The organism is Enterococcus villorum (genome assembly GCF_007990225.1).
GTDB classification, from domain to species: Bacteria; Bacillota; Bacilli; order Lactobacillales; family Enterococcaceae; genus Enterococcus_B; species Enterococcus_B villorum.
Genome location: NZ_BJWF01000013.1, coordinates 1 through 16,141, shown reverse-complemented (window position 1 = coordinate 16,141; position 16,141 = coordinate 1). Strand labels below are relative to the sequence as shown.

The window sequence follows — 16,141 nt, the reverse complement described above, 5'->3', positions numbered from 1 at the left end:
AGTTACCAATCCCCCCGTTATCCAAGATGATAGCGTACTTTACTTTGGCCGCTACCTTCTGTTTCGATTCTTATTTGTTGTACTATTCGTTCTTTTAATTCTCTAACATGACTGATAATCCCAATCATTCTTCCTTCACTTTCAATTGTTTCTAATGCTTCAATCGCCATTTCAAGTGCTTCTTCATCTAAGGAGCCAAATCCTTCATCAATAAATAAGGCTTCGATAGATACCCCTCCTGTTTGCGTTTGGATGACTTCTGCTAAAGCTAGCGCTAAGGACAAAGCTGCAATGAAACTTTCACCACCAGATAAAGTATGTGCCCCACGAGTCAATCCTGCCTCATCATCGTAAACATTGATTTCTAATCCAGTTTTTCCACGATAACTGCCGATTTCTTCTGCTAGTTCAAATTGATAACGATTTTTTGTCAATCGTTGTAAGCGAACATTAGCAACTTGCAGCACCTCTTGTAAATAAACTTGTAAAACATATCTTTCTAAACTAGTTTTTCTAGGATTTTCTCCGTTAATGGTTTGTGATAATTGTTGAAGTTGAATCAATTCATCCAATTGCTCTTGACTTGCTTGATAGATGTCAGAAAATTCTTCAATGATTTTCTGATTCGTGCGTTCTTGTTCATACAATCGATAATAGTTTTCTTGTTGTTTTGTTATTTTGCTTTTTAATTCAGACAATTCTTGTTTTAATTTATTTAAATCTGGAAGTGTCTCTTTTAAAGGAAAACTTTCTAGCTGAGTTAATCGATCCTCCACAATTAATCGTTCTTCTTCATAGGACGCAATGGCTTGACGATTATGTTGATACATATCTGTTTGTTGGGCAAAGGATCTTATCTCATCTTCTTGTTTAAAATAGGTTTGTTCCAACAACTTCTGAGTAATTTTTTCTTGAAGAAGTTGTAATTTCTGAATATTTCTCGTTTGTTGCTCATGAATATTTTCTTGTTGCGCTTGCAGTAGTTTGATTTCTTGGGATAAAAGAATGGCCTTCTCTTTTTCTTCTGCTAGCCATTTTGCTTTCATAGAAACATTTTCTTCTAATTGTTTGACATCATCTACTAAATTTTGAATGTCCTTATCTCCCAACTGTTTCTTTAAACTATTAAGCTCTCCTTGTCCTTGTTGGAGTTTTTCTTTATTTTGAGCAAGTTGTTCTTCTATACTATTTAGTTTATCATCAATGACGGTTAAATGTTCAGTCACCTGTTCATAAGAAACTTTGGATTTTGCAATTAGCTCCTCACGAGTTGCTAAATTTTGTTGAATTTCTTCCAAAGATACGATAGGATCATCCGCCGTTATAAACTGGAAAGATTTTTCAAGTGAACATTTCAAGCTTTCTTTGATTCGCTCCATTTCTTCTTGCTTTTCTAAAATAGAGGTTGAAAGCTCGTTTATTCTCTGTTTTATTTGTGTTTCTTCTGCTTTATTACGACCAATTTTTTGATTGATCTGCTCAAGTCGAGCTTCGGCTTCGGCTAATTCTTCTTCAAGTTTGATGACTTGTTTTTTTTCAGGCAGTTCATGGTTACGCAGTTCTTTAGGATGTTCTAGTGAACCACAGACGGGACATGGTTCCCCAGGTAACAGTAACAATTGTAATCGAGCAATTTGTTGGCTTGCCCATTGGCTTTTTAACGTGGCCACCTGTTGCGTTTGTTCACTTAATAAAGTTTGGCTTTTTTGATGTTGTTCGTTGATTGCTACTAATCGCTGCTGACATATTTTTAATTGTTCATTCATCTGCTGAGATTGTACAAGAATTTCTTGATATTTTTCTTGTTCTTGACGTAGTTTTTCAAAGCGCATTTGGTCTTCGTGTAATGATTCCTGATCGGCCAATTTTTCTAGCAACTTCTTTTGTTCTTCTTGTACTTGTCGTTTTTCTTGAACAATGTTTTGTTTTGTTTCTTCGTTTTTTTTCTTTTCTGTGCGTAAAGTATTTCTTTCTATCTGTTTGTTCTGCCATTCTTTAGCAATTGGAATCAACCGTTTCATTTCTTGTAATTTATCAGCTAATTGTTCCATTTCTTGTTGGGTATTTATCCGTTGTGGTTCAAGTTTTTCCCATTCAAGATAAGTTTTTTTTTGTTGAGCGAGCTCTTTGAAGCAATCTTTTTCTTTTATTTGCCATTCTTCTTGTTCACTTTGGTATTCTTGCTTTCTTGTTAATGAATCCATTAATTTTTCAGCAAATTCGTAATGAGTGATCCACTGTTTTATTTCATTAATCACCTGTTCTTGTTGAAGGAGTTCTTCTTTCTTTTTATCTAATCTTCGCTTTTCTTCCTGTCTCGTTTGTAGCGTCTGGAAACGATAGTATGTGTCTTCCATTTGTTTTTGCTGTTCCTGTAAATCAGAAAGTGCTGTTTTTTCTTGTAGAATATTCGCTTGTAATATTGCTTGTTCTTCTTGCCAACAAGTTAAGATAGCGTCAAAGTTTTCATTTTTATGAGTGGGCTCTTCAGTGACTGGTATAAATCTTTTTTGTAGCATCGTCAATTCTTGTTCAAGGTGATCTAATTTTTTTTGATAAAGTTTTGCTTTTTCTTTTAATTGTTCATTTAGTTGTTGGAAATAGTGCGTACCAAACAAATTGCGTAAAACAATCTCTTTTTCACTGCTTGATGAAATTAAAAAATGGCGAAACTCTCCTTGAGGCAATAAGATAATCTGAGAAAATTGTTTCGCATCAAGGTTTATTAGCTCTTTGATCAATTGATCTACTTCATTTCGTTTCGTCAATTGTCGCATTTCTTTTCCTTTGTCATCAAAGATCGTTAAAGTGATTTTGGCTGCTTGTTTTCTATTTCCTTCCCCTTTACGTTTAGCAAGTATTTGTTCTGGTTTACGTTCGATTTCGTAACTCATTCCTTGGTGCTCAAATGAAAAGTACACACTCGTTTCTTCCTCTGGGGTGGCAAAAAGCGATCGCATTTCTTTGCCGGTACGTAGCCTCCCAGAAGTTTCACCGAATAAAGCATAAGTCATGCCATCAAAGAGTGTCGTTTTTCCTGCACCAGTTTTTCCAGTAATCAAAAATAGAGGAACTTCTGTGAGTTTCGAAAAATCAATTGTCTCTTCAATAAATGGTCCAAAGTTTTTTAAACGTAGTTTTTTAGGTTTCATTACCGTTCATTCCGTTTCCATGAGTTCTTGTAATGTTTCGCTTAGCCAAAGCTCTTGTTTTTCTGTCAAATTTTCCTTTGTCACTTCCTTAAAGAATCCTTGCGCCAATTTTTGAGGATCTTTTGTAAGAATCCTTTTTTGCTGTCTTTGGAGTCGTTCCACTCGGCCGTTTGAACGTTCAACGCCTAGTATCCGTGGATAAATTTTTCTTAATTGATTCATCATATTTGGGATAATCGTCCGATCATTCAAATAAATCTGGAGATAATTTTCGCGGTTAATTGACTGATAAAAATCGGGATTAAGTAACTCTTTAAAACTTGCCGTTATTTCTTCGATTTCATATAATGGCGTCAACTCACGAAAATTAAATATCACATTTTCGTTTAAATCAACAATCCACACGCCTTTTTTTTGATTGATTTCTGAAAGAGAGAATTTTAAAGGCGACCCACTATAACGTGCATTTTTTTGTTGTAGCGCCGCTTGATTGTGTAAATGCCCCAAAGCGACATAGTCAAATGATTCAAACAATTCTCCGGAAACAGCACCTAATCCCCCAACTTCGATTTTCGTCTCAGAATCTGATTTCGTACTTCCCATCACAAAAAAATGGCTTACTAAAACTTGTTTTTTTGTTGGGTCAAACTGTTCGCTCATTTTATTGATGACTTTTTCCATTGCTTGTTGAATCGTACGAATTTGATCGTCATCAAAGTAAATCCTTGCTGAAATTGGCTCAAAATATGGCAATAAAAAAAATTGCGCATCTTGAAATACAATTGGTTCAAAAGCTTCTTCTAATCTAGTTCTTAAATAATAATCTGTCTGGCTGAACCAAGGAGTCCCAGCAGAAAGACGAATTCCGCTGTCATGATTGCCTGAGATCGCAAAAATCGGAAAACGTTCATTTAAATTCCACTTGACCATCAGTTGATTGAAGACTTCAATGGCCTCAACGGATGGTACACTTCGATCATAAAGATCACCTGCAATGACAATCGCATCTACTTGTTCTTCTTTAGCAATTTCTAATATTTTAGAAAGTACATGTTTTTGTTCCTTGATTCGATCATAACCTTGGAGTTTTTTCCCAATATGCCAGTCAGCTGTATGTAAAAAGCGCATCTTATCACCTCAAAAAATGTCCTTCTTATAATTATAACACTTCCATTCATTACATGATACATTCGATTATTGGTTAATCAAATCAAAAAAGGCATGACAATCCTCTCCTTTTTTTCCAAACACGCTCTAAGTCGTCTTTGAATAAATGGATGCTGTTGTCATAACCTTAATCAGTTTTTTTATCAATCAAAAATAGAATTATTCTTTCTTTTTGATCTCGTATTTAAAGTCAGGATTCACTTCTTTATCTAATTGATCAAAGGCAGCTTGTGTGCGGCGTTCGATTTCTGCCATGCCTTCTTTATCTGTTTTTTTAATATCAGATAAATCAATCGGTTCCCCGAAACGAACGATCACTCGTTTTCGTTTAAACAAGTCTCCTAAAGTAAGCGGGCCTTGATAAACTGCTGGCACAATTTTAGCTTTTGACATTTTAGAAATCAGAGCCATCCCACCTTTTAACTCCGTTGCATGCCTTGTTCCACTTGGAAACATAATCAAACCTAAATGTGTAGATTTTAAAATTTTAACAGGTGTTTTAATCACGCTAGGACCAGGATTTTCTCTTTTCACTGGAAAAGCATTTGAATGCGTCAAGATAAAACGCAAGATTGGATTTTTGAATAATTCTTCTTTAGCCATAAAACTAAATTCTTTTGGGGAAGCTGCTACCGCAAGATATAATGGGTCCCACCAAGTACGATGTGGCGCAACCAATATGTAATTCTCATCTTGGGGTAAAACTTCTTTATTTTCATAACGAGCATTTCCGTTAATTAATGCTAAAATGACACAGACCAGCCCTCTCATAAATCGATAGAACATATTCTCTTCCTTTCTAGATCGTATGGTCATAGTATGCCTAAAATCGAGTAACTTTACAAGGTACCTTGGTTCTTTTTTATAAAAATAGTATAATACAATCAACTATTTTTTTCATTTGGAGGGAACAAATGCTTCACGAAGATGAACGGATCGACCAATTATACGCAAAAGATATCAAAATCATTCAAAGCCCACACGTTTTTTCTTTTTCACTTGACGCTGTCTTATTAGCCCATTTTGCCCGTGTGCCAAAAAGAGGCCAAATTGTTGACTTATGTGCAGGAAATGGTGCCGTGGGACTTTTTTTAAGCAAACGCACGAATGCCTTCATTGACGGAATCGAAATTCAGCCCCGTCTAGCAGATATGGCAAGACGTAGCGTTCAATTAAATCACTTGGAACAACAAATGACGATTCATACCATTGATTTAAATGATAGTTTATCCGTTGTTCGACACAATTCATGTGATTTAGTGGTGTGCAATCCTCCTTATTTCAAAGGACTACCGACAAATAAAAAAAATCCCAATGAACATCTTGCCATTGCTAGACATGAAATCCATACAACACTTGAAGATGTGATCCGAATTTCTAGTAAATTATTAAAAACAAATGGACGTTTTGCAATGGTTCACCGCCCCGATCGTTTTTTGGAAATCATCAACTTAATGGAAGAATACCATATCGCACCTAAAAAAATCCAATTCGTTTATCCTAAAATGGGAAAAGATGCCAATATTTTATTAGTTGAGGGGATAAAAGATGGCAAGTTGGATGGCTTTAAAGTCGCTTCACCGTTAATCACTTACGATCTTGAGGGAAACTATACACCAGAAGTGAGAGAAATGCTTTATGGCAAGTGAACACTTTTTTTATGTCTTATTTTGCAAAGATCAAACGTTTTATGGGGGGTATACTACAGACCTTTCTCGAAGGCTAGAAGAACATAATCGTGGGACAGGAGCAAAATACACTCGTTTAGAAAAACGCAGACCGACAAAAATGATCCACGCCGAGTGTTTTGCTACAAGAAGTGAAGCTACCAAAGCCGAAGCAGCCTTTAAAAAGTTAAGCCGCCCACAAAAAGAGCGCTACTTAAAAACACATTCCTCTTGTGAGTTACCAAAAATGGAAAGAGAATGTAAATAAAATTTGGTTAAGAAGAATGTTTAAAATTTCATACTATCTAAAAAACAAGCCGAGGAATCCAGAAAATAGGAAAAACTATTTTCGGATTCTTCGGCTTGTTACGTTTACGATTACTCGTCACATTTTATACATTCATTTACTCAGTTGTACTATTCTCAGTGACAGAACTATTTAAGCTTTCATTACTTTTACTATTTGTTTCACTTGTACTTGTCTTTTTCGTTTTGTCTTTACCTAGCAGCGCTTCACTTACTAAGTGGATGTAATGGGTCATACCTTCTGGATTTGGATGGACTTGATCATCGTAAAACCAATCACTATGACTATTACTGTACCCATACCAATCAATCAATGTCAGATTGTCGTATTTTTTGGTCATCTGTTCTAATAAAGCATTGACATCATTTTGCCAACGTTTTGTAGGGACACGGACGTTTACCCAATAAACTTTACGATCCCCTAATGCGCTCATAATACTATCAAATTGTGATTCAGAAAACGCACCATTGGTTCCAAGACCAATCAAAACGGTATCTTTTAATAAATTTTGTTTTTTCAGTTCTTCAATATATGGTTCACTGGCATATAACTGTCGGCCAACATCACCATCCACCACAACTTTAGGATAAAGTTCTTTTAAATCTGTTGCCGCATCCAACATCACTGAATCACCAAAAGCAGTCAATTCTAGTTTTTGTGCTTTTTTTTCTTGTTGAGCAGTTAAATCATATTTATCTAGAACCGCTTGATCAACTTTACCAGCATCGTTCTCCGAATCTTTTTGACTTTCTTCTGCTAATCTTTTACTTTCTGCAATTTGCGCCTGCAATTTTTTTTGATCAGCAGTCACTGAGTTTTTCGGTGCAGTCACAAAGCCAACGAGAGCGATGATTAGCATTAAAGTACCTGGGATAACCCATGGCTTTTGTTTGCTTATTATTGGTTTAGTAAACCAGCCTTTAATTGTTGAAAACGTCTTACTATAATCAAATCGAGCTAAAGGACGCTCAATGTAACGATAAGATAACTCGCTAATAATCAAAATCAATGAAATTTCAATCAACGTATGCAGTAAGACATGATCAGCAATAGAAGATACTTTAGCTTCATAAAAGATCATCACTGGGAACTGATACAAATAAATACCGTAACTTCGTTTGCCGATCCAAGTAAATACAGGATTCGTCAACCATTTATTCATGCTTGCCCCAGGATGTGCCGTTACTGCCACTAAAATCATGCAAAAAATACTTACTAAAAGCATACCGCCATAATAAACAAAACTGTAATGGTCATCTAAAAAGAAAAAGAAGAGAACCAATGCAGTGAGTGAAATCAGACCTGCCAAATTTAACACTCTTTTTGCTTGTTTAGGAATGTTTTTCTTTAACCGCGTACTTGGCCAAATAAATGCCAAGGCACTTCCTAACCAAATAGAAAACAAACGTGTATCTGTTCCGTAATAGACACGAGTTGGGTCCCCACCTGGCGTATACATGATCATCATCAAAATAGCTGAAAGAAGTGATATGCCTAATAAAGTATAGACGATCCATTTCTTCTTACGGACAAAAACCATAAAGATAACAAAAAGAATGGGCCAAATCAAATAGTTCTGCCCTTCTACCGCTAATGACCAAATATGCGTAAAAGGCGATTCATTGGCGAATCGATCAAAATACGATAGCCCATTATTAATTTGCCACCAATTATTGTAATAGAGCAAACTGCTAACAACAATTCCCCGCAGATTATTTAATAATCCTCGTTGAAATAACGTGATATAAGCTGAAGCAGTGACTAACAAAAAGACTAATCCAGGATATAACCTTTTCATTCGCCGGACATAAAACTGCCAAATATTGATTTTTCCATTTTGTTCCCATTCTTGCCGCAATAAATCGGTAATTAAGTAGCCAGATACCACAAAAAATATCGGAACCCCCAAATAGCCGCCCTTCATGCTCGTTGGTAATAAATGATACAAAATCACTCCAACCACAGCTAAAGAACGAATACCATCAAAGCCAGTGATATAGCGGCTATTTTTTAACCTTTTCTTTTTTTCCATTCTATATTCCAACTTTTCATAAACTTTTTTCATTCGTAATATACGTGTATTGTATAAAAATAGCAAGAAAAATTAAATTAATTTTTTACTATCATCTTTATAATCCCATAAATTAAAAAAAAAGAATATCTATTTTCTTAACTTTAATAAAATTTCAAACATGCCTACCTTTTCTAAAAAAACTTTTAACTATTTTTATAAAACTATTTCATCCTATTTTTCATTCTACATGGCTGATATGCTTTACCTATATCAAAAATGAAGACACATTTACGTAAAAAGAGAGGTATCAAAAACTAAAACGAGCAACGAAGGAACAAACCGAATCAACCCAAAAATAAGAACTTCTATTTTCGGATGATTCGGTTTACATTTCCTGTGGTTACTTGTCCTCACTAATATAAGCACCAACTGTAAAAGTGTCATGATTCTCTCTTAGATGTATATGCATCCACTTTCATTTGTTTGACATTCATTTGTTGTTTAAATACCCTCTTCATAAAAACGACCAAGAATTTGAACATTTTCTGCGATGCTGACAAATGCTTGCGGATCAGAAGCTTTCATTGCTTCTCTTAATAAAGGCAATTCATAGCGTGTGACAATCGTCATTAACACTGTCTGCTTATCGTGTTTGTAGGCTCCTTCTGCCTCATTGATGATTGTAATACCGCGACGCATACATTTTTGAATTTCATTGATCACTCTTTCTGGGTGTTTTGTCACGATCATAACTTGCATTTTCTTTTGTTTCGTATACATGACATCAGTTACCTTTCCACTAACAAAAATGGAAAGAGCGCTATAAAACATATACTGCCAACCAAAGAGAAGTCCAGCAACAAAAACAATCAGCGCATTAAAATAAATCGAAATTGAACCGATTGATTTCCCAGTTTTTTTGCGAATCGTAATACTGACAATATCCAAACCTCCCGAAGAGATCCCATTTCTCAATGCCATTCCGATCCCTAGACCCATTACCGCTCCACCAAACAGTGCGCAAATAATAGGATCAGTGGAAAGTACGGTTTGAGGAAGGAGATGGATACAAAGGGAAGTCAATGTTACCGTGATAAAGGTAAAAATAGTAAATTTCTTCCCAATTTTACACCAAGCCAGTACAAATAATGGAATATTCAATAAGTACAAAGTTGTGGATACTGGCACTTCATACCCAAGCCACGATTTAGATAATGTGGTCAATATTTGTGCTAACCCAGTGATACCACTTGAATAAATGTGTCCTGGTTGATAAAAAAAGTTCAGTGCCACTGACGCGATCAAAGAATAGACGATTGATACCGAAAGTTTGGTCGTGTAATCATGGTACGCCCAATTTTCGAAAGTTTTTTTCATGAAAAGGCCTCGCTTTATATATTATGGCTTAATTATAAAGGGTTTTACAATTAAATCAAGACAACGATGAAACAAAAAAGTACAATAGTTAGAACGACATTAGTTATCTAAGCTAGTGTACTTTTTTATAATAATGAAAGATGATGATGAAACTTTTGATTAGTACATGATTAACTTATTCAACATTGGTTACGTCAATACTCAAATCAAATAATTGGGCATCCGATACCGTACTTGGTGCATCACTCATGACATCAGCTGCTTTCCCGTTTTTAGGAAAGGCGATGACTTCACGAATGTTTTCTTCACCAGCTAGTAACATCACAAAGCGGTCTAATCCAAGCGCAATACCGCCATGTGGAGGGAAACCGTAATCTAAAGCGGTTAGAAGGAAGCCAAATTGTTCTTCCATTTGTTCCTTCGTAAATCCTAACGTCTCAAGTACTTTTTCTTGGATTTCACGTGTATGGATACGGATAGAACCGCCACCTAATTCATAGCCATTTAATACGATATCATAAGCTTCGGCATAGACACTTGCTGGATCCGTGCTTAATCGTTCGATGTCTTCTGCTTTTGGCATAGTGAACGGATGGTGTGCAGATACGTAACGTCCTTCTTCTGCTGAATATTCAAATTGTGGCCATTCTGTGATCCATAAGAAATTGAATTTTGTTTCATCAATTAGTCCTAATTCTTTTCCTAAACGTGTACGGATCGCCCCAAGTGTTGCTGCCACAATCTCTTTTGTATCAGCGCCAAATAATAAAATGTCGCCCACTTCAGCGTTTGTTTTTGCAACAATTGCTTCAGTTGCCTCGCCCATGAATTTAGCGATTGGTCCTTTTAATCCGTCTTCTTCTACTTTCAACCAAGCTAAACCTTTTGCTCCAAACTGAGAAGCATACTGCCCTAGATTGTCTAAATCTTTACGAGAATATTTACTTGAAGCATTTTTAGCGTTAAGAACTTTTACCACGCCACCTTTTTCAAGTGCCATTTGGAAAACTTTAAAATCAACGTCTTTGACTGTTTCACTTAAATCAATTAATTCCATAGCAAAGCGAGTATCTGGTTTGTCACTACCATAGCGATTCATTGCTTCATCGTAAGTCATTCTAGGAAACGGTAAAGTAACTTCAATTCCTCGTACATCTTTCATTACTTTAGCGATTAAACCTTCTGTATACGTTTGGATCTCTTCAGCAGTTAAGAAAGTTGTTTCAATATCTACTTGAGTAAATTCTGGTTGGCGATCCCCACGTAAATCTTCATCACGGAAACAACGAACAATTTGATAATAGCGATCAAAACCGGCATTCATCAATAATTGTTTGAATAATTGTGGTGATTGAGGTAACGCATAAAAATGGCCTGGATGCACACGAGAAGGAACCAAATAGTCACGTGCACCTTCTGGCGTTGATTTACCTAAATAAGGTGTTTCAATGTCCATAAAGTCATTGTCGTCTAAATAATGACGAATCGCTTTTGTTGTTGCATATCTCATTTTGATATTTTTTGTCATTTTTGGACGACGTAAGTCTAAATAACGATACTTCATGCGAATTTCATCACCCACTGTTTGATCGTCCTCAATCAAAAATGGTGGTGTCTTCGCTTTATTTAAAATGACAATTTCACTAGCAAATACTTCAAATTCACCGGTTGCCATTTTAGGATTGATCGCTAAATCGTCACGTTTACGAACAACGCCTCTCACTTCAATCACATATTCGCTACGACATTTGTCAGCAATTTCCCAAGCTTCTTTGTTTACTTCTGGATTAAAAACGATTTGAACGATCCCTTCACGGTCACGTAAATCAATAAAAATCACGCCACCAAGGTCTCGGCGTTTTTGCACCCAGCCTTTTAATGTAACAGTTTGGTCTAATTCTTTTGCTGAAATCAAACCGCAATAAGTTGTTCTTTGTGTCATTTTCCTTTTTCCTCCTACTCGAATAAAGTCATTTCATCATAAACTTCATCGAAATGTTCATATACTTCTGCTAAACGGAAGCTTTTTTCTTTTCTTTTAGCCATTGACTTAATTGTCACTGTTTGGTTTTCTAATTCATCTGCGCCAATCACTAACACTAACTTAGCGTTTGCTTTATCCGCCGTCTTAAACTGAGCTTTTGCTTTACGATCCATAAAATCACGATCAGCAGAAAAACCAAAGTTACGAATCGTTTGCACGAGTTTTAACGCTTCAATATTGGTTTCTTCCCCTAAAGCCACGACATAAGCGTCTAGCTCATTAAATGCAGGAATAACCACTTCTTCTGCTTCCATTGTTAAAAGCAAGCGTTCAATTCCCATAGCAAAACCAAAACCAGGTGTTTGTGGTCCTCCCAGTTCTTCAACCAAGTTATCGTAACGACCACCTGCACAAATAGTTGCTTGCGCGCCCATTTTTGGTGCATCGCTCATGATTTCAAAAATCGTGTGTGTATAATAATCTAATCCTCGAACCATCGTACTGTCGATTTCATATGGAACATTCAACGCATCCAACATAGCCACGACTGTCTCAAAATGTTTTTTTGCTGCTTCACTTAAAAAATCTAAAATAGAAGGTGCATTTTCCACAAATTTTTGATCGCGTTTATCTTTACTATCTAGGACACGTAAAGGATTTTCATGCAAACGTCTCTGCGAATCTTCACTTAGCTCTTCTTGAAACGGCACAAGATAATCAATCAATGCCTGACGATACGCTTGACGAGTGTCTTTATCACCTAGAGAATTGATCACTAAACGAATTTGTGTGATGCCTAACTGCTTGAAGAAATCTAATGCCATCACCATACTTTCGACATCAGTTGCAGGATTGTCTGAACCAAAAGCCTCTACGCCGATTTGATGGAACTGACGTAGACGCCCTTTTTGCGGACGTTCATAACGAAACATAGGTCCCATATAAAATGTTTTATATGGTTTTGCATATTCCGGTCCAAACAATTTATGTTCTACAAACGAACGCACAATTGGTGCTGTACCTTCTGGGCGTAAAGTAACATGACGCTCTCCTTTATCGTAGAAATCATACATTTCTTTTGACACGATATCGGTTGTATCTCCGACGCTTCGAGAAATCACTTCGTAGTGTTCAAAAATTGGTGTGCGAATTTCATTGTATTGGTAATCTCTAAACAACAAACGTGCAGTTTCTTCTACAAATTGCCATTTCTCCGATTCACCAGGCAAAATATCATTTGTTCCTTTTGGTCTTTGGAAACTCATTTTTTTCTCCCCTTTTCTTTTCTATGTAAACAAAAAATTCACCCTTGTTCACTATGAACAAGGGTGAATGACTATTTCATACACGGTACCACCTATTTTCGAAAGATTGCTCTTTCCTCTTACGATTAACGCTCGTACACGGGACGGCTTTTCACTCGTCCATCTCCAGAGTGTCTTTTAGAACCTAAAAACTTTAGATCATTTTCAGCCTAGATGATCCTCTCTTATTAAGCATTAGAAACTTACTCGCTCTTTCATAGATATTTTCAATATTATCTATAACCTACTAAAAACAAGAACCAAAGTCAAGAAAAATCTGTCCTTTTAATCAGAATAGCGATCTTCTAGCCCTAAAAAGCAAAGAAGCTTCCCCAAAAAACCAAAAAGCGGATAAATTTCTTTTAATTTAAGAGGTATTTGTTCATTACTCCTAGGATTTCATTTTCTATGTCTTACTTGATAAATCCACTATCATTTTGAAGTTCTTTTAGTTTAGCTTTTTATCCTTTTGTTTTAGACTAAATGAAAAGGAGGAATTGATAATGGCAGAAATAAGAATTGGTCACTCTCAAGTTTATGCAGAACAATTAGGGCTAGGTGCAAATGCGGTTGGCGGTCACAATCTCTTTGCTAATCTAACTGATGAAACAGGAAAAGCAGTCGTTCGAACCGCCTTGAATAACGGAATCAATCTAATTGATACGGCTTATGCTTATGGGAATGGTCGCTCGGAAGAATTGATCGGAGAAGTACTTCAAGAAAAAGAATTTGATCGTTCTCGTGTAATCATTGCTACCAAAGCTGCTCATGTGCCAGACCAAAAAGGCATTTTTAACAACTCCCCAGAATTTTTGACTCATTCTGTTGAAGAGGCGCTACGTCGTTTGCAAACAGATTATATTGATATTTTTTATATTCATTTTCCTGATAAAGAAACGCCAAAAAATGAGGCTGTCGCAGCTTTGCATCGTCTAAAAGAAGAAGGGAAAATCCGAGCAATCGGTGTTTCTAATTTTTCAATCGAGCAATTAAAAGAAGCCAATGCACAAGGCTATGTGGATGTCGTTGAAGATAAATACAGTTTGATTCACCGAATAGCTGAAAAAGAAAGATGGCCTTATCTAAAACAACATCATATCAGTTTTGTTCCTTACTTCCCACTGGCTTCTGGCTTATTAACAGGAAAGTATCATTTGAATAGCCTTCAAGAAATGTCTGAAAATGATCCCAGAAGACAAAAGCCAGACTTTCAAGGAGAGCGCTTTGAAAAAATCATTCAAGCCGTGGAACAATTAGCCCCCCTAGCAAAAAACAAACAAGCAACAATTTCTCAGCTTGTCTTAGCTTGGTATATGAAAAATCCTGGCATCTCTATCGTTATCCCAGGCGCAAAAAAACCAGAACAAGTAGCTGACAATGCTCGGGCTTTAGATATCCATTTGTCTAATGAAGATTATCAAACCATTGATCAGCTATTTAAAGAATTTTAAGTGAATCCTTGAGAAAAAAGGTTAAAATGAAGTGGTTTGCTCAGCGAATTTACTTGAGTAAATAAGATGCTTATCCAAAATAAAATGACTGTTTCCATTTTATTTTGGATAAGCTTATGAAGAAACTCATTTGAACACATACCGTTTTTGGTATTAAGTTTTTTGAGAAGATTGTTGCCCTAACCTCATTTCATCTGATTTTTACTCTTTATACAACAAGGCTCGGCTTTTAGGATAAGTTGGGAATTGATTGATTGGGATGGTCCAATCTTGCTCAGGCACAGCAAAATCATAGTCGTTGACTAACTGATCAGAAAAAACACGTAAACTGTGCAACGTAATCCATTCTCCTGCACAACGATGCATTTGTCGAAAATCGCCGCCACCTTGTGCAATCATTTCATACTCTTCCTTATAAGAAATATCTTTTGCTTTTCCTACATAGCGCTTGATCATGAATGCTTCTGGTGCTTCAATTGTTCGTTCGTCATGATTTGTTCCATATAAGTCCAAAATAACCCAACTATCTTTTGGAATAAGGTAGCCATCTACTACTACGTCTTGTAAAGCAAATGCTGGTAGCATTGGGAAAAACGGATAGTAGCGTCGCATCTCTTGAATAAATGGGTCTTGTAGTTCAGAAAAATGGTTCTTTAATTGTTGTTTTAAATCGGGACGACTAAATAGCGCATGTCCCATCAAAGCAACCCAAACCGTTAATGCTACTGTTGGACGAATAATATTTAATAATTCCACAGCAGCAACTTTTATCGGAAGTAAACTGCCGTCTAAATCGGTTGCTTGAGCAAACGCATAAAGAGCAACATTTTCTTTTCCTGGTACGGGATTTTGTCGTGCTGATTCGATCAATTTTTGCGCCCATTTTTCTGATTTTTTGCGATTTTCTACACCTTTAATGTGATCAATCGGAGAAGTGAAAGTTCCACTAATCATTGAAATTTGGTAATCAGCTAGTTGATCGATTTCTTCACTTGACCATTCGGATAAGTTGATTCCTGCCCATTCACAAATGGATGTAAATAACACTTGCTTACTTAAATCAAATAATTCAAATTGACCATGTTGTGCCTCTAGCGCATGAGCTAAATTTCTATCTAGAATAAGATGATACTCTTCCATTTTATCAGGCGTCATCAAATCCATAAAGATGGCTTTGCGATGATGATGTTTTGCCCCATCTAATGTTTGTACGCCATCTTTTCCAAACAAAGTTTTTAATACTAACTTGGGCATCGCTCCTTTGCGTTTAAAATTTCGTGGATCATAAAAAATTTTAGCTGCATCTTTTCCATAAATGACAATGGCTTCTTTATTAAAAATCTTGGCCTTTACAACCGGTGAATTGGCTTCTTTTCGTAACTCTTCTAACATATGATACCCTTGTTGGTAACGCTTTTTGATTTCGGTTATTTTTACATCAATCAATGGTACTTCTTTCATTTCAGATTCCCTCCACTAAAATAACTTTCTTATTATTAGCTTATCCTTTTTTCAAAGAGCTGACAAAAAAAGCGTTTCATACAAGTATCTTTTGTTCCTCACCTTTTGATGAAACAGGACAATAAAATACCTTGTAGATATTTTATCGTGAGCAAAATTCGATACTTCACCAATTTGTACGAATCCTTTCTCATTTTTAATGACTATTTTTTCTACGCACAGAAAAAAAGAATCGGCTTTTCCTTGTTGCTATGGCA

General features: G+C 36.1%; 11 protein-coding genes. 3 read left to right on the top strand and 8 right to left on the bottom strand.

What is annotated here, in order from left to right:
- Positions 1-17 precede the first annotated feature (17 nt).
- From EVI01_RS06545 to EVI01_RS06535, 3 genes are all read right to left on the bottom strand, one after another.
- Positions 18-3,152: an AAA family ATPase gene (locus tag EVI01_RS06545; RefSeq protein ID WP_010750350.1), complete on the bottom strand. Its 3,135-nt coding sequence runs from the start codon at positions 3,150-3,152 to the stop codon at positions 18-20.
- Positions 3,153-3,158: 6 nt separating this feature from the next.
- Complete coding sequence (locus EVI01_RS06540; protein WP_010750349.1) at positions 3,159-4,280, bottom strand: exonuclease SbcCD subunit D; 1,122 nt, start codon at positions 4,278-4,280, stop codon at positions 3,159-3,161.
- 198 nt (positions 4,281-4,478) lie between these two features.
- Entirely contained in the window at positions 4,479-5,105 is a 627-nt protein-coding gene (locus tag EVI01_RS06535) for a lysophospholipid acyltransferase family protein (protein WP_010750348.1), read from the bottom strand.
- 128 nt (positions 5,106-5,233) lie between these two features.
- On the opposite strand from EVI01_RS06535, the gene EVI01_RS06530 reads away from it, so the two are divergent.
- Together EVI01_RS06530 and EVI01_RS06525 are read left to right on the top strand one after the other, a co-directional pair.
- The gene (locus tag EVI01_RS06530) at positions 5,234-5,968 is read left to right on the top strand and encodes a tRNA1(Val) (adenine(37)-N6)-methyltransferase (RefSeq protein WP_010750347.1); all 735 of its coding nucleotides are present in this window, start codon (positions 5,234-5,236) and stop codon (positions 5,966-5,968) included.
- On the top strand, positions 5,958-6,254 hold the full coding sequence (locus EVI01_RS06525; RefSeq protein WP_010750346.1) for a GIY-YIG nuclease family protein: 297 nt from the start codon (positions 5,958-5,960) through the stop codon (positions 6,252-6,254). Before EVI01_RS06530 ends, EVI01_RS06525 begins: the two co-directional genes overlap by 11 nt.
- A 136-nt stretch (positions 6,255-6,390) precedes the next feature.
- Here the strand turns inward: EVI01_RS06525 and EVI01_RS06520 are convergent, their stop codons facing one another.
- The 4 genes from EVI01_RS06520 to hisS form a co-directional block, all read right to left on the bottom strand.
- Positions 6,391-8,325 (bottom strand): acyltransferase family protein, encoded by a 1,935-nt coding sequence (locus EVI01_RS06520; RefSeq protein WP_010750345.1) that lies wholly within the window; start codon positions 8,323-8,325, stop codon positions 6,391-6,393.
- Positions 8,326-8,808: 483 nt separating this feature from the next.
- Positions 8,809-9,684, bottom strand: coding sequence for a YitT family protein (locus tag EVI01_RS06515; RefSeq protein ID WP_010750344.1), 876 nt, complete (start codon positions 9,682-9,684; stop codon positions 8,809-8,811).
- Positions 9,685-9,859: 175 nt separating this feature from the next.
- Positions 9,860-11,626 carry an aspartate--tRNA ligase gene (gene aspS / locus EVI01_RS06510; protein WP_010750343.1) on the bottom strand — a complete coding sequence of 589 codons (1,767 nt, stop codon included), beginning with the start codon at positions 11,624-11,626 and terminating at the stop codon, positions 9,860-9,862.
- A gap of 14 nt (positions 11,627-11,640) precedes the next feature.
- Complete coding sequence (hisS, locus tag EVI01_RS06505) at positions 11,641-12,933, bottom strand: histidine--tRNA ligase (protein WP_010750342.1); 1,293 nt, start codon at positions 12,931-12,933, stop codon at positions 11,641-11,643.
- Between the two features lie 542 nt (positions 12,934-13,475).
- Here hisS and EVI01_RS06495 point away from each other — a divergent pair.
- Positions 13,476-14,423, top strand: a complete 948-nt coding sequence (locus EVI01_RS06495; RefSeq protein ID WP_010750341.1) for an aldo/keto reductase — start codon at positions 13,476-13,478, stop codon at positions 14,421-14,423.
- Positions 14,424-14,624: 201 nt separating this feature from the next.
- Here EVI01_RS06495 and EVI01_RS06490 read toward each other — a convergent pair whose 3' ends face one another.
- Positions 14,625-15,884, bottom strand: coding sequence for a cytochrome P450 (locus EVI01_RS06490; RefSeq protein WP_010750340.1), 1,260 nt, complete (start codon positions 15,882-15,884; stop codon positions 14,625-14,627).
- Between the last annotated feature and the right edge of the window lie 257 nt (positions 15,885-16,141).

Coding starts and splice junctions, on each gene's coding strand:
- EVI01_RS06525 (WP_010750346.1), top strand. CDS start 5,958: ATGGCAAGTGAACACTTTTTTTATGTCTTATTTTGCAAAGATCAAACG.
- EVI01_RS06540 (WP_010750349.1), bottom strand. CDS start 4,280: ATGCGCTTTTTACATACAGCTGACTGGCATATTGGGAAAAAACTCCAA.
- EVI01_RS06530 (WP_010750347.1), top strand. CDS start 5,234: ATGCTTCACGAAGATGAACGGATCGACCAATTATACGCAAAAGATATC.
- EVI01_RS06515 (WP_010750344.1), bottom strand. CDS start 9,684: ATGAAAAAAACTTTCGAAAATTGGGCGTACCATGATTACACGACCAAA.
- EVI01_RS06520 (WP_010750345.1), bottom strand. CDS start 8,325: ATGGAAAAAAAGAAAAGGTTAAAAAATAGCCGCTATATCACTGGCTTT.
- aspS (WP_010750343.1), bottom strand. CDS start 11,626: ATGACACAAAGAACAACTTATTGCGGTTTGATTTCAGCAAAAGAATTA.
- hisS (WP_010750342.1), bottom strand. CDS start 12,933: ATGAGTTTCCAAAGACCAAAAGGAACAAATGATATTTTGCCTGGTGAA.
- EVI01_RS06545 (WP_010750350.1), bottom strand. CDS start 3,152: ATGAAACCTAAAAAACTACGTTTAAAAAACTTTGGACCATTTATTGAA.
- EVI01_RS06535 (WP_010750348.1), bottom strand. CDS start 5,105: ATGTTCTATCGATTTATGAGAGGGCTGGTCTGTGTCATTTTAGCATTA.
- EVI01_RS06490 (WP_010750340.1), bottom strand. CDS start 15,884: ATGAAAGAAGTACCATTGATTGATGTAAAAATAACCGAAATCAAAAAG.
- EVI01_RS06495 (WP_010750341.1), top strand. CDS start 13,476: ATGGCAGAAATAAGAATTGGTCACTCTCAAGTTTATGCAGAACAATTA.